Source organism: Nocardia amamiensis NBRC 102102 (assembly GCF_001612745.1).
GTDB classification, from domain to species: Bacteria; Actinomycetota; Actinomycetes; order Mycobacteriales; family Mycobacteriaceae; genus Nocardia; species Nocardia amamiensis.
Window position 1 is genome coordinate 1 of the sequence record NZ_BDBA01000260.1, and the last position, 13,800, is coordinate 13,800.

The 13,800-nt window shown below is 66.8% G+C and carries 13 protein-coding genes; 9 read left to right on the plus strand and 4 right to left on the minus strand.

Annotation, left to right across the window (positions count from 1 at the left end):
• The 5 genes from NA4_RS41735 to NA4_RS34130 form a co-directional block, all read left to right on the plus strand.
• A partial coding sequence (locus NA4_RS41735) for a DUF5691 domain-containing protein (protein ID WP_245671712.1) occupies positions 1-1,048 on the plus strand: 1,048 nt, incomplete at its 5' end.
• Positions 1,045-2,145: an ATP-binding protein gene (locus NA4_RS34115; protein ID WP_067479538.1), complete on the plus strand. Its 1,101-nt coding sequence runs from the start codon at positions 1,045-1,047 to the stop codon at positions 2,143-2,145. The genes NA4_RS41735 and NA4_RS34115, both read left to right, overlap by 4 nt.
• A complete protein-coding gene (locus NA4_RS34120) occupies positions 2,142-4,469 on the plus strand; it encodes a DUF5682 family protein (RefSeq protein ID WP_067479540.1) in 2,328 nt (775 codons plus the stop codon). Before NA4_RS34115 ends, NA4_RS34120 begins: the two co-directional genes overlap by 4 nt.
• Before the next feature lie 288 nt (positions 4,470-4,757).
• On the plus strand, positions 4,758-5,912 hold the full coding sequence (locus tag NA4_RS34125) for a VWA domain-containing protein (RefSeq protein WP_067479542.1): 1,155 nt from the start codon (positions 4,758-4,760) through the stop codon (positions 5,910-5,912).
• A 77-nt stretch (positions 5,913-5,989) separates the two neighbouring features.
• Entirely contained in the window at positions 5,990-6,352 is a 363-nt protein-coding gene (locus NA4_RS34130) for a hypothetical protein (RefSeq protein ID WP_169811169.1), read from the plus strand.
• Positions 6,353-6,733: 381 nt separating this feature from the next.
• On the opposite strand, the gene NA4_RS34135 is transcribed toward NA4_RS34130, so the two are convergent.
• The gene (locus NA4_RS34135) at positions 6,734-7,552 is read right to left on the minus strand and encodes a phosphatase PAP2 family protein (protein ID WP_084497705.1); all 819 of its coding nucleotides are present in this window, start codon (positions 7,550-7,552) and stop codon (positions 6,734-6,736) included.
• Between the two features lie 399 nt (positions 7,553-7,951).
• Complete coding sequence (locus NA4_RS34140; protein WP_245671713.1) at positions 7,952-8,947, minus strand: alpha/beta hydrolase; 996 nt, start codon at positions 8,945-8,947, stop codon at positions 7,952-7,954.
• 371 nt (positions 8,948-9,318) lie between these two features.
• Between NA4_RS34140 and NA4_RS34145 the strand changes: the two genes are divergently transcribed.
• Together NA4_RS34145 and NA4_RS34150 are read left to right on the plus strand one after the other, a co-directional pair.
• Positions 9,319-9,828, plus strand: coding sequence for a helix-turn-helix domain-containing protein (locus NA4_RS34145; RefSeq protein ID WP_245671714.1), 510 nt, complete (start codon positions 9,319-9,321; stop codon positions 9,826-9,828).
• Positions 9,829-9,950: 122 nt separating this feature from the next.
• On the plus strand, positions 9,951-10,934 hold the full coding sequence (locus NA4_RS34150) for an aldo/keto reductase (RefSeq protein WP_067479544.1): 984 nt from the start codon (positions 9,951-9,953) through the stop codon (positions 10,932-10,934).
• Positions 10,935-11,447: 513 nt separating this feature from the next.
• On the opposite strand, the gene NA4_RS34155 is transcribed toward NA4_RS34150, so the two are convergent.
• Together NA4_RS34155 and NA4_RS34160 are read right to left on the minus strand one after the other, a co-directional pair.
• On the minus strand, positions 11,448-11,795 hold the full coding sequence (locus tag NA4_RS34155; protein WP_067479546.1) for a hypothetical protein: 348 nt from the start codon (positions 11,793-11,795) through the stop codon (positions 11,448-11,450).
• Positions 11,792-12,055, minus strand: coding sequence for a hypothetical protein (locus NA4_RS34160; protein ID WP_067479548.1), 264 nt, complete (start codon positions 12,053-12,055; stop codon positions 11,792-11,794). Before NA4_RS34160 ends, NA4_RS34155 begins: the two co-directional genes overlap by 4 nt.
• A 479-nt stretch (positions 12,056-12,534) precedes the next feature.
• Here NA4_RS34160 and NA4_RS34165 point away from each other — a divergent pair, with 479 nt between their 5' ends.
• Together NA4_RS34165 and NA4_RS34170 are read left to right on the plus strand one after the other, a co-directional pair.
• Positions 12,535-13,380 (plus strand): helix-turn-helix domain-containing protein, encoded by an 846-nt coding sequence (locus NA4_RS34165; protein ID WP_245671715.1) that lies wholly within the window; start codon positions 12,535-12,537, stop codon positions 13,378-13,380.
• Positions 13,377-13,586: a DUF397 domain-containing protein gene (locus NA4_RS34170; RefSeq protein ID WP_067479550.1), complete on the plus strand. Its 210-nt coding sequence runs from the start codon at positions 13,377-13,379 to the stop codon at positions 13,584-13,586. Before NA4_RS34165 ends, NA4_RS34170 begins: the two co-directional genes overlap by 4 nt.
• Positions 13,587-13,800: the final 214 nt, after the last annotated feature.

The window sequence follows — 13,800 nt, forward strand, 5'->3', positions numbered from 1 at the left end:
CGCCACGGATTCGGCGGACACCTGGCGGTTCGGGCAGCCGCCCGAACGGCGCGACTGGCTGGCCCGGCTACGACGCGACGACCCCGCCGCCGCGCGGACTCAGCTCGCGGCGGCGTGGCCGAAAGAATCCGGACCGATCAAAGCCGAACTGGTCGCCGTGCTCGCCGACGGTCTCGCTCGAGCGGACGAACCACTCCTGGAAACGGCGCTGGACGACCGGCGTGCGGATGTGCGCCGCACCGCGGCCGGACTGCTCGCGCTACTGCCGGAATCGGCGTTCGCAGGGCGCATGCGCGCCAGGGCAGGCGCGTGGGTCCGCGTCGAGCACCGGATACTGCACACGAATCTCGTTCTCACGCTGCCCGATTCGCTCGACAGCGCCACCCAGCGCGACGGCATCACCGACCGAACGGTCGAATTCGCTTACCGGTGGAACGGCGCACCCGACGTACCCGCGGCCTGGCTGCGGCAGATGGTCGCGGCGACGCAACTATCGCACTGGGCGGCGCTGCTCGGCACGCCGGAGCAGGCGGTGCGGGCCACCATCGAGGACCGGTTCCGGCAACCGGTCTTCGACGGCTGGGTGGATGCCGCACTGGCCCAACGCGATTCGGCCTGGGCGCGAGCACTGTTCGATGCGGGCGTGCCGACCGACCTGGCCATGCTGCGCAGGCGGGAGCTGTTCGCGCTGCTGCCGCTACCGGATCGGACCGCGCACCTGGTGCGCTTGGACGGCTCTTGGCTCTCCGAGATCGAGGCGCTGCTGCCCGCGATGGGGCATCCGTGGCCGGAAGCGCTGGCGCAGCACGTGATCCTGCTGCTGTTCGAGCGGGCGCGTGCGGCAGCGCGTCGCCCGGACGCGCACGGCGTCTCCCCGAACGCGCACCGCTCGCTGCTCGCCTCGGCCGCCGTCCACCTCCCGGTATCCGCTGCTGGCACGCTCTCGGCAATCGCGCGCCGATGCGACGATCCCGCCTGGGAGCGGACCTTCGACCAGCTCGCCCACGACCTCAACCACCGCTCGATGATGCTCGAGGAGTTGCAGTGACCACCACCGAACCGAATCCGGACCTGCTGCGCCCGCACGCCGAACAGACGTACGCCGACGAGCTGCGCGCCCTCGCCGCCGCCGACGACCGGCCCCGCCCGCCGTCCTGGCGGCTGTCCCCTTGGGCGGTGGTCACCTACCTGCTGGGCGGCACCCTGGACGACGGCACCGTGATCACCCCGAAGTACATCGGCCCGCGCAGGCTGATGGAGGTGGCTGTCGCGACGCTGGCCACCGACCGGGCGCTGCTGCTGCTCGGCGTACCCGGCACCGCCAAAACCTGGGTGTCGGAACATCTTTCCGCCGCCATCAGCGGTGCGTCGACGCTGCTGGTGCAGGGCACCTCGGGCACAGCGGAGGAGGCGATCCGGTACGGCTGGAACTACGCGCGGCTGCTCGCCGAAGGACCGAGCGAAGGCGCGCTGGTGCCGTCGCCGGTGCTGACCGCCATGCGCACCGGCGCCATAGCCCGGATCGAGGAGCTCACCCGCATCCCCTCCGACGTGCAGGACGCGCTGATCACCGTCCTCTCGGAGAAGACCTTGCCGGTGACCGAACTCGGCATGGAGGTGCAGGCCGCCAAGGGCTTCAACGTGATCGCCACCGCCAACGACCGCGACCGCGGCGTGAACGAACTGTCCTCCGCGTTGCGCCGCCGGTTCAACACCGTGGTGCTGCCGCTGCCCGCGAGCGAGGACGAGGAGGTCGCCATCGTCAGCAGGCGGGTCGAGCAGCTCGGCTCCGCGCTGGAACTGCCCACCGTGCCCGCGGCGGCCGAGGAGGTGCGGCGGGTGGTGCGGGTCTTCCGCGAGCTGCGGTCGGGCAGTACGGCCGACGGCCGCACCAAACTCAAGTCCCCGTCGGGAACGCTGTCCACCGCCGAAGCGATCTCGGTGATCACCAACGGCATCGCGCTGTCGGCACATTTCGGCGACGGAGTGCTGCGCGCCTCCGATATCGCGGGAGCCGTGCTCGGCTCGGTGATCAAGGACCCGGTGGCCGACGTGGTGGTGTGGACCGAGTACCTGGAGGCCGTGGTGCGCGAGCGTCCGGACTGGTCGGATTTCTACCGTGCCTGCCGTGAGGTCACCGGGTGAGTCCCGAATCCGGGCCGGTGACCAAGGTTTTCGGCATCCGGCACCACGGTCCCGGGTCGGCGCGTTCGCTGCGCCTGGCCCTGGAGGCGTTTCGCCCCGACATGATTCTCATCGAGGGACCTGCCGACGCCGATCCGCTGGTGGGTTACGTCGCCGCCGAGGGAATGACCCCTCCGGTCGCCCTGCTGGCGTACGTTCCGGATACACCGGCCAAGGCCGCTTTCTGGCCGTACGCGGTGTTCTCCCCCGAATGGCAGGCGCTGCGGTACGCCGTGCACAACGATGTGCCCGTCCGATTCTGCGATCTCCCCGCCACCATCACGCTCGCGGTAGAGGACGAGCCCGGCGACCGATTCGATCCACTCGCCGCGCTGGCCGAGGCGGGCGGCTACGACGACGCCGAACGCTGGTGGGACGCAGTCGTGGAATCCGTGCCCGACGCCGACGCGTTCGAACCGATCACCGAGGCGATGGGCGCGCTGCGGGAGTCCGCCGAGCGGGGTTCATCCATGCCCGGCCTGCCCGCCCACGACCAGTCGATGCAGGACGAATCGTCGGATTTCACAGCGCCAGAATCAGATTCGGTCGCGGAGGCCCTTTCTGAGCCGGAACTCGTCCGCCAACAGCCGATCACCATCGAAGCCCACACCCTCCGACGCGAGGCCCATATGCGCCAGACCATGCGCAAGGCGCTCAAGGACGGGGCAACGCGGCTGGCGGTGGTCTGCGGCGCATGGCACGCGCCCGCGCTCACGGGAGCGCTCGGTCCGGCCGCGCCGGATGCCCGGCTGTTGAAAGGACTCCCGAAGACCAAAGCCCGGCTCACCTGGGTGCCGTGGACGCACTCGCGGCTGTCCACGTCCTCCGGGTACGGAGCCGGGGTCACCTCGCCCGGCTGGTACCATCACCTGTTCACCCATACCGAGCGGCCGATCGCCCGGTGGCTGACCAAGGTCGCCGGGGTGCTGCGCGGTCACGATCTGCCGGTCTCCAGCGCGCATGTCATCGAATCCGTCCGTCTCGCAGACACCCTCGCCGCGCTGCGCGGACGGCCGCTCGCGGGATTATCGGAGGTCACCGAGGCGACCCGATCGGTGCTGTGCGGCGGCGACGAGACGATGCTGCGGCTGGTGGTGAGCGAACTGGTCGTGGGCGAAGCGCTGGGCGCCGTACCGGAGCAGACCCCGACCGTGCCGCTGGAGGCGGACCTGCGCGCCACGATCCGTTCGCTGCGCATGAAGCAAGAGCCGCTGGCCCGCACCGTCGACCTCGACCTGCGCAAGGAACGCGAGGTCGCGCGCTCGCGCCTGTTGCACCGGCTGCGTGTACTGGAGATCGACTGGGGCACGCTGACCATGAGCGATGTGCGCAGCACCGGAACATTCCGGGAAACGTGGACACTGGAGTGGCGCCCCGAGTACGCCATCTCGATCATCGAGGCGTCTCGCTGGGGCACCACCATCCGCACCGCCGCGGAGGCGAAGATCCTCGACACCGCGGCCAGCGCCGACCGCACCGTCGGCGAGCTCACCGCCGCGCTGGAGGTCGCCCTGCTCGCCCATCTCGGCGGCGCGACCGACGGACTGATCGCCCGGCTGGAGTCCACCGCCGCACTCGACCACGACGTCACCCACCTGCTCGCCGCGCTGCCCGGCCTGATCCGGACACTGCGCTACGGCGACGTGCGCGGCACCGACACCAAGGCGCTGGCCCACGTCGCCGATGGACTGCTGGTGCGCATCTGCGCCGGCTTGTCCGCCGCGGTCACCGGGCTGGACGCCGACGCCGCCACCGAGCTGCGCACACTGCTGGACGCGGCACACACCGCCATCCACACCAGAGACGACAGCTGGGCAACCGGCGAATGGCTGGCTGCCCTGCACCGCGTCGCCGATCGCGACGACGTGCACGGCGCCCTCGTGGGTCGTGCCGTCCGCCTCCTGGCCGATGCGGGCCGCATCGACGAGGCCGAATCCGCGCGCAGGCTCTCCGCCGCCCTGTCGGTGGGCAACCCGGCGGCAGCCAAGGCGGCCTGGATCGATGGCTTCCTCGGCGGCCGCGGACTGCTGCTCGTCCACGATCGAGAGTTGTTGCGGCTCATCGACGACTGGCTGCGCGGACTCGGCGAGGACACATTCGTCGAGACGCTGCCGCTGCTGCGCCGCACCTTCGGTGCGTTCGAATCCGGCGAGCGCCGCGCAATCGGGCAGGCGGTGCGCGACGGCGGGTCCGTCGCTGTCTCCTCGGCCGCGGCGGGTCTCGACCTGGACCGCGCGGCAATCGCGATCCGCACCGCCGCGGAGATCTTGGGGGTGACGGTATGAGCGTCGGACGCCGAGACGGCAGCTCGCGTCAGCACAGCAGGCGCGCTCCTACCAGTGGAGTGCACAGCACGAGCGTGGAGCTCGCGGGGAGCCGCTCGCGCAACCGCCGAGGGCTCGGCGCTCGGACCGACCGGCCGCACGGCGAGAGCGTCGCGCCCGAAGGCGGCACCTTGCGCAACCACGGACACCTTCGTGCTCTACCGGTGGACGGCACGGAATCAGCGGTCAGGCCAGGCGTCCCTGCCGTTCGACCGCGTGGCGGCTCGCACATACCGGAAGGGTCACCGCATGACTGACGAGACACAAGCCAGGCGTTGGCGATTGGTGCTGGGCGCGGCGGCGGAGGAAGGGCTCGGCGGGTTGGGTTCCAGTGCGGACGCGGCCATGGACCGCGCGCTGTCCACGCTGTACAACACCGACGAGACCTCCCCCGGAAAACGCACCGGCGGCTTGCAGGGCTCTGCTCCGCGGGTGGCCCGCTGGCTCGGCGACATTCGCAGCTACTTCCCCTCCACCGTGGTCGAGGTCATGCAGCGCGACGCCGTGCAGCGGCTCAACCTCACCCAGCTGCTGCTGGAGCCGGAGTTGCTCGAAGCGGTGGAGCCGGACGTGCACCTGGTCGGCACCTTGCTGAGCCTGAACCGGGTGATGCCCGAGACCACCAAAGCAACGGCGCGCATGGTGGTGGAGAAGGTGGTGCGTGAGATCGAGCAGCGCATCGCCGCGCAGACCGTCGCCGCCGTCTCCGGCGCACTGAACCGCGCCGCGCGCGTCACCCGGCCCCGACTGCGAGATATCGACTGGGACCGCACCATTCGCAAGAATCTTGCCACCTATCTGCCCGAGCATCGCACCGTGGTGCCGGAACGCCTGGTGGGCTACGGCCGCAAAGCGCAGGCGGTGCGACGCGACGTGGTGCTCGCCATCGATCAGTCCGGCTCGATGGCCGCCAGCGTCGTGTACGCATCGGTGTTCGGCGCGGTGCTGGCGTCCATGCGCTCGCTGCGCACCTCGCTGGTGGTCTTCGACACCGAGATCGTCGATCTGACCGACAAACTCGACGACCCGGTGGAAGTCCTGTTCGGCACCCAACTAGGCGGCGGCACCGACATCAACCGCGCCCTCGCCTACTGCCAGTCGCTGATCACCCGCCCCGCCGACACCCTGTTCGTCCTGATCTCCGACCTCTACGAGGGCGGCATCCGCGACGAGATGCTGCGCCGCATCCACGCGATGCGCGAATCCGGCGCACAGATCGTCGTGCTGCTAGCCCTGTCCGACGACGGCGCCCCCGCCTTCGACCACGAAAACGCCGCCGCCCTCGCCGCCCTCGGCATCCCAGCGTTCGCCTGCACCCCGGACAAATTCCCCACCCTGCTGGCCGTAGCCCTCGACCGCGGCGACATCCAATCCTGGGCCAACTCCAACGCTGCACACCACTAGGGCCTGTTGCGGTCCTACCAGCCGTAACATTCAGCCGCTCGCGGTCGAAGATACACCCTGAAACAGAAGGAGCTTTCATGAAAAAGGCGATTGTTGCCGCCGCACGCGTCGCGGCCGCTGGTGTTTCGGGTCTTGCGTTCGTCGCGATTGTCGGTTCCGGCGCCGCCCAAGCGGCGCCGCAGGATTGCGTTGTCGAGCGGGATCCTTTCGGCGCGGCGGCGACGTGCCAACCCGACGGAGGAAGTAACTACGTCCTGCGTGTCGAGTGCTTCGGCCTCTACGCCAGCGGTCCGTTCCCGCTGTACGGCATCGGTTCCTACCATGCACTCAGCTACCCCTTCACGCCGGCCGGACAGCGCATCAGCACGGGCTGTACGGGAATGGGTCCCGGTGTGGTCGCAGTGGCCACCAACGCGTACGTCGAGATTTATCGCGGCTAGGTCGTGTTGCGAAGTAGGTGATGCTGGGCTTCTGGGATATGCAGGCACTCGAGAAGTTCTTGCTGCGAGCCGATGACTCGAACCGGGTGTGGACAGCTCATCCACACCCGGTTCGGAGACCTGTGAAGTCGACGCTGTTCGTCGTCGACCATTGAGCGACCACGATCGGTCGACGACGTCGACCACGCGGGTCAGGCGGTGAAACCCTCCAGGAAGGAGAAGACCTGGACGGCGAGATTCAGCAGGGTGTTCAGGATGGTTATCGGTTCCATGGCAACTCCTTGTCCGGGCTGGCGAACAGGACGGCTAGGCGATCGTACGCGGACGAGGCGGTTTTCCACGTGATCGCCACCGGCGTGTACTGGATCGGTTAATTGCTGCTCAGAGCGGTTTTCGCGGAACAGGACCCATGACGCCCCAGGCGGTGGCCGCAGCGGGGACCAGGAACGGATGCAGCGCGGCCGACAGAGCCAGCAACAGCATGGCAACAAAGGCGTCGAGCCAGTAGTGGTTGGCCGTGCCCACGACCACGAGCAGGGTCAGCGCGGGGTGAGCCAGGGCGAACCAGCGCCAGCGCGTGCGGGTGGCGGCGACCATCGCGACGGCAAGCAGCAGCGCCCAGCCGACGTGCAGCGACGGCATGGCGGCGAACTGATTCGACAGCCCGCCGGAATCGACTTCGCCGTAGACGGATTGACCGTACATCGCGGCCAAGTCGACAAAGCCACGATCAGTGAGCATCCGCGGCGGCGCGAGAGGGACCAGGATGTGTACCAGTAGCGCCGCTCCGGTCAAGGCCACCATCAGGTTCCTGGTCCAGCGGTAGTGCTCCGGCCGAAACACCCACAGCCATAGCAACACTCCCGCAGCAACTGTGAAATGCGCACTGGCGTAATAGAAGTTGGCCGGGACCGCAAGGAAGTCACGGTCCAGAAACAACTTCTGAACCCTCCGCTCCCCCAGGAAACCGAGCCGCTCCTCCAACCCGAGCACATTGTGCGCGTTCGTCATCGCGCGACCGGTGTCGTCAGCGGTGACCAGTCGCCCGGCGCGATAGCCGAGGTAGAGCACCGTGATCAGCCCGACCTGCCCGATCGCCTCCGCAGCGCGACCGCGCACGGCCGCTCGAATCCGTTCGACGATCCCGCCCGGCGCGAACTCGAGTCCCCCACCCGGGCCGCCGAGACCAACCGCAACCATCGCGCGGCCTCCTTCCCCGTTGAACCAGGCCGTTACCCAGAATTAAGTGGAGTGGTAACCTCCGGTTCAAACTAGCACCACCGAACAGACAACTTCAGCAGGATGTGAGCGGGCATACACTCGCCGCGTTCGACAAACGGATTCGCTTGCTGCCGAGGCGAATTCGCGATAGTTGCCGTCCGCGCCCAGCCGTGCGGACACCCAGGTCGCTGGCCCCTCGCATCTTTCGGATTCGCAGTGGAGTCGGGCCGAATTCGAGCGGAAGCAGGTTGCGGATCAGTGCGTGGCAGACCCGCGGGGCCCTGCCACGGGCCGGGTGGCGATCACGGCTGGCAGCCCCATGGCGTCAGGCGGATCCCCTCCAGCCTGCCGTCTTCCGCGGCTGGCAACTCGCAGGTCTCACCCGACGGCGATACCGCGGGCAAGCACTGGCCATGAATCATGCAGCGGCGCCTGCCAATACGGCCAGGAATGCGTGCCGATCGGGTAGTACTTCACCGTGGCCGGGATGTTCTGGACGCGCAGTTGGGCGTCGAACGCCACGGTGCAGTCGTTCGCGCCCTGTTCGAGGGCGATGGCCGCGGCCAGTGTCGTCGGCCAGCTGAAGCTCGGGTCGAAATTGCCGTCGGCCGGTCCGGGCACACCGGTGGAGGTCGATACGAACAGCGGCTTGCCCCGCAATCCGTTGGTGTGCAGGCTCACGTCGTGCGCCGGCCACTCCGGATCGGTCGCCTTGCCCCACATGTTGTCCGCGTTTCCACCCCGTTCCGCGACCGCGCCACGGACATACCCCTGGCCGATATTGCTGGTGAACAGGCAGCCGCTGTAGGCGGCCACGGAGCGGTACAGCGCCGGGTTGCGGAATGCGAGCGCCAACGCTGCCTGACCGCCCATCGACACCCCCGCCACCGCATTGGCGCCATTGCCGTGGAACTGGGTGTCGATCAACGGAGGAAGCTCTTGGGCCAGAAAGGTCTCCCATTGGTTGTGTCCCAAGCCGGGATCGTCGCGCAGCCAGTTCGTGTAGAAGGTGCCGCCACCCCCCACAGGCAGCACCACCGTGACCGGCTTGTCGGCGAAGAAGCGGACCGCATCGGTCTTCATGGTCCAGGTGCTCTGCCCCGCGGATGCGTCGGAGCCGTTGCCGTCGAGCAGATACAGCGTCGGATGCGGCGTCGCGACATCCACCGGCAACAGCACGTCCACCTGCACGATCCGCCGCATCGCCGGCGAATGCACGAAGACCTGCAACCACCGATCGGTGCGCTTGACGATGTGATCGATCTGCGCCTGCGCCGTCGCGACCGGTGACGCAACCACCGTCGCGGCCATTGCCGCACAGGCGATCCCGAACACCGCGAGCAATCGTCGAGCCAGCGAATGCGGCCGGGGCACGCTGCGATTGAATCGAACGATCCCCGATGCGAAGAACTTCCATGCAGGTCGGGGACCGGTCGCCATGCTACTTCCCTAACGTCGCAATCGAATCAGAGAGGCACTCTACCGAGTGTCGGCAACCCGGCAACCACACTTCACATATCCGGCAGCAGCTGAATTCTCCGACTCAGCCACTGAACGCAGTGCGATCACGTGGTGCGGCGATAGCCGAGTGCTGCGGCGACGACGGCGCCGATGCATCGTTCCGATGGATGTCCGGTCCCGGTGACACTCAGCTGCGATACCGTTCGCGGAGGCCGATCAAGAACGTTTCGCCGACTCCGCCGCAGCTCCCTCCCACTATAGCGCGCGACGCTATAATCGGGGTTATGTCCAGTCAGAGCGATGTGCTGCGTGAGGTGATGCGCGAAACGGGCACCACCCAGTCCGAGCTGTCGCGGGTGAGCGGCGTCCGCCAACCAAGTATCAGCCAAGCCTTGTCCGGCAAGCTGAATCTGAGCGATGAGCAGCTAGAGAGGCTGCTGTCCTGCATGGGTTATCGCCTCGAAGTCGTGCGACGTCCCGTGGTCCCCGAGTTGACCCGCTCCGAGCGCCGCTCATGGCAGTGGCACAGGCGACTCTCGACACACTTGACCCAGTCGAGCCTCCAGTTGTGGCGGCCGCATATCGAACGCAATCTGCGACGGTTGCGTGACGGCGTATCCGGCCAGCCCCACGTGCGGAATATCGATCGCTGGGAGTCGCTGATCGAGCGCGGTGATGTGCCAGGGCTCCACCGTGTCCTCACCGGTCTCGACCGCGACTCGATCGAGATGCGCGAGGTCTCTCCGATGGGCGGGCTGCTCCCGCAAGACGAGCGCGCCGATGTGCTGCGTTAATCGGCCTTCCGCCAGGACGACAGCTGCATCAACTTGACTTGGAGCGTGCTCCAGGTCGTAGCGTCGCAGATCGTGAGCGCGGCTCACCATCGAATTTCGGCGTCACCAAGGAGGACTCCCGCATGATCGCGACCAGGAAACTCGGCGAGCTGACCGTCGGCGCGCAGGGGCTCGGCTGCATGGGCATGAGCCAGGCATACGGCGTGCGCGGAAATGACGACGAGTCGATCGCCACCATCCATCGCGCCCTGGATCTGGGCGTCACGTTGCTGGACACGGCGAACGTCTACGGCCCCGAGACGAATGAGCGGCTGGTCGGCCGCGCCATCGCCGACCGCCGCGACCAGGTGGTGCTGGCCACCAAGTTCGGCATCGTCTGGGGCGAGGGCGGCGCGCTGGGCGCGCGGGGCGACGCGGCCTACGTCGAGCAGTCCTGCGACGCGTCGCTGACCCGGCTCGGTGTCGACCACATCGACCTGTACTACCAGCATCGCGTCGACCCCGACGTGCCGATCGAGGAGACCTGGGGTGCGCTGGCGGAGCTGGTTACCGCAGGCAAGGTGCGCTACCTCGGCATCTCCGAGGCATCGGCGGAGACCATCCGCCGCGCCCACGCCGTGCATCCGGTGACAGCGCTGCAGAGCGAATGGTCGCTGTGGACCCGCGATATCGAAGCCGAGGTCCTGCCGACCTGCCGCGAGCTGGGCATCGGTATCGTGCCGTTCGCTCCACTCGGCCGCGGCTTCCTCACCGGCGCCATCACCTCCACCACCGAACTGCCCGCCGACGACATGCGCCGCCGACTGCCCCGCTTCGCCGACGGAAACCTCGACCGCAATCTCGCCATCGTCGCCGCGCTCCGCAGTCTGGCGGACGAAAAGGGCGTGACCGCAGGGCAATTGGCGTTGGCTTGGGTGCACAGCCGCGGCGCCGACGTGGTGCCTATTCCGGGCACGAAACGCCGCACCTACCTGGAGGAGAACGTCGCTGCCGTCGACATCGAGCTGAGCGACGAGGATCTGAGCCGCATCGAGGCGGCCGCTCCAGCCGAAGCCGTCGCCGGTGCCCGGTACCCCGAAGAACTGGCACGCGTCGCGAGTAAGTGACGACGCCCCGGCGATTCCTTTGTCCCGCCGACACTGTCAACGCGATGGGAGTGTCGGCGGACGCCCGGACTGCCCGAGACTGTCCGCGGATGCTCGAGCATCCCGGAAACCAGGTGACCAATCGTGGCGGCGAGAGTCCGGAACAGCTGCATGGCGGCATCGGGTGTGAATCTCAAAGAGCCCCATTTCGCCGACGTGAGTCCGGCACGGTATGCCCGGTGGCCACCAGCACATCCCAGGCAGCACGTTTACGAGCGCAACGGTGCTCGCGGTGCCGTTGCATTGCGACATGGGCTTCGCCGACCGTGAACGGTTTCTGCGGAGCCGAGCAGGTCCATGCCCGCGGCAACGGCACTGTCCGCGCCTTGCTGGCAGCTCGAGCCGGGCGGCGTGCCGTGGCACGGCGTGGCCGAGAACTGCTCGGCCAGAAACACGCCAACCCCGACACGACGCAGAATCCGCCGCCGACGGTCGCGGCGACGCAGTACGTCAAATCCCACACGCTCATCGAGGTCACATCCCTCCGAGCGGTGGTCTCGCCTCCTGCCGCATCTCCGGCGATAGCCGGTTCAGCTCGTCCAGCACCTGCCGAAACGTCTGCGGCGCTGGAATGCCCTCGGGAAGCGGGCGGTCGTCATCCAACGGCAGAAACCGAATATTCCTCTCGGCCGCACGCTCACGCGGACTGAGCGTTTGCGGCATGATCCGGCCGAAGGCAACAAGCGTGTGATAAGCCGCGAGTTTCCATGCGCACCGGTCGATTCGGCATGCGAGATGTGTCTGCATGAGGCGATGCGCAAGCTCCACGTCCGCATCACCACAGATCAGCGGAGGAGCCACGACAATCTCGATGCTCATCATGCCCCCTCGGAGGCGACGCCAGGCACGGACTGGGTGGAGCGCACCCATGTCCCCTGCGGGCTGACAGTCTCGAGATCGAATCCCCTGTCGCAGACAAGGGCTGGCTGATTATCGACGTGACCCAGATCGAACACGACGATCACATCCACGCCGAGCCCGGCCGCGATGCCGAGTGCGTACCCGATCGGGTCGTCCACATCTGCTGGTGGACGGACGGTGTACACGTACTGAAACCCGAGCCCATGAGCGTGCCGCTGCACCTCGGCAGCATGGCGCGGAGCATGGATGCCGGATACGTCATTCCGTATGAACCCCAAGGACTTCGGACTGCTTGCGGGCGTTGATGGCTCGATGGCATGTGCGTGAGTCATTGATCCCCCTCGGAATCTGATCGTATTGCTGGTTTGTTGGACGTCCGGGTTGATCGGCGACAGCGATCGCCATGTATGGCGAGTCTCAGGCATGGATTGGAATTCGAGCGAGGTGACGAACGCTGAAAGCTGTTGTCGTTCCGAATCTTTGATTCACCAGACTCCAACCTTGCGATGTCATCCGAACGTCAGGTCCAAGCACATCACTGCCCGGCGATGCCTCCGATACCTAACGGAAAATTTCAGAAATCCGCCGCATAGCCCCAGGATGGGCGTCAAACTGAGAGTGAAACGCGATCGAACTGACAATGCCTTTGGGGGTTGGGATGGCAATGCAAGGCACAAGCCCGTCACTGCCGCGTCGACAAATGGGCCGGTACCTGCGCGAAGCACGCGACGAACAGAACCTGACGCAGGGACAAGTCGCGGCAATGCTGGACTGGAGCGTGAGCACCCAGTCCAGGCTCGAACGAGGCGATGTCGGCCGACTGCGCGACCGTGACATCGAGCTACTGTGCCGGAAGCTCGGTTTCGGTGACGAGAAGACCGCAGCGATTGTCGGCTTGTTCAAGCAGGGAGCCGAAAAGAGGTGGTGGCACAGCTTCGGTGATCTCATCCCCGAGAAGTTCAACGTTTACATGGGCTTGGAAGCCAACGCGCGTCATATCGACATCTTTCGACCTGACATCGTCCCGGGGTTGCTCCAGACCTCCGACTACGCCGCCACACTCGACCGGATCTACTTCCCGAAGGACTCCGAGGAGGAACGACAGCGCCGACTCGAGCTGAAAGCCAGGCGCCAGGCGATCATCACCCGCAAGCTGAACCCGGTAACACTCGACGTGGTCTTGCACGAGTCCATCCTCCATGTACTCGTCGGAAGTCCCGCGATCATGGCCGCTCTGCTCCGCCACCTCGCCGACCTGAGTACCCAGCCGAACATCACGATCCGAATTCTTCCGTTCAGCACGGGCTTTCCTGTCGGCGGACCCGTCGGCCCGTTCACGACCCTTGAATACGGCCTCGATGCCGCAGGTGGCAGGGCAGAACCGACCGTCGTCTACGTTGAGGGCTTTACGGGCGCGATGTACTTTGAGGGAGAGTCGGATCTTCGACGGTACCGCGAGGCCCTCACAATCATCCGGCATGCCGCGCTGGACGCAGTCGCGAGCAGAAGGCTGCTTCGGCAGAGAATGAAGGAGTACTTGGCGTGAGCATCAACCTATCCCGAGCCGCATGGTTCAAGAGCACCCGAAGCTCGATGGGCCAGGACTGCGTTGAGGTCGCGTTCCTGGATCGCGGCATGGTAGGGGTACGCGACAGCAAGAACCCTGACGGCCCGGCGCTGGTGTTCACGCCCGGCGAATGGGATGCCTTCACCGCTGGCGTAACGGACGGCGAGTTCAGCCGCTCAGCTTGAGACCGCTCACGAACATCCCGATCAACTGCTCCGATCGAATTCTGGCTGGCGAAATGCGTTCTGTGTTGTACCAGCGGATGTCGTTGTCGTGTGCCGATGGCTAATGATTCGACGCTGGCGTATCGGGTGTGGTCGAAGAGCGCTTCTACGAGGCGTCCTTGTGATGCTCGTCACTACATCAGCTGGAACCCCGTGCGCCACAGGCACGTCTAAG

Coding starts and splice junctions, on each gene's coding strand:
- NA4_RS34125 (WP_067479542.1), top strand. CDS start 4,758: ATGACTGACGAGACACAAGCCAGGCGTTGGCGATTGGTGCTGGGCGCG.
- NA4_RS34130 (WP_169811169.1), top strand. CDS start 5,990: ATGAAAAAGGCGATTGTTGCCGCCGCACGCGTCGCGGCCGCTGGTGTT.
- NA4_RS34135 (WP_084497705.1), bottom strand. CDS start 7,552: ATGGTTGCGGTTGGTCTCGGCGGCCCGGGTGGGGGACTCGAGTTCGCG.
- NA4_RS34145 (WP_245671714.1), top strand. CDS start 9,319: ATGTCCAGTCAGAGCGATGTGCTGCGTGAGGTGATGCGCGAAACGGGC.
- NA4_RS34150 (WP_067479544.1), top strand. CDS start 9,951: ATGATCGCGACCAGGAAACTCGGCGAGCTGACCGTCGGCGCGCAGGGG.
- NA4_RS34155 (WP_067479546.1), bottom strand. CDS start 11,795: ATGATGAGCATCGAGATTGTCGTGGCTCCTCCGCTGATCTGTGGTGAT.
- NA4_RS34165 (WP_245671715.1), top strand. CDS start 12,535: ATGGGCCGGTACCTGCGCGAAGCACGCGACGAACAGAACCTGACGCAG.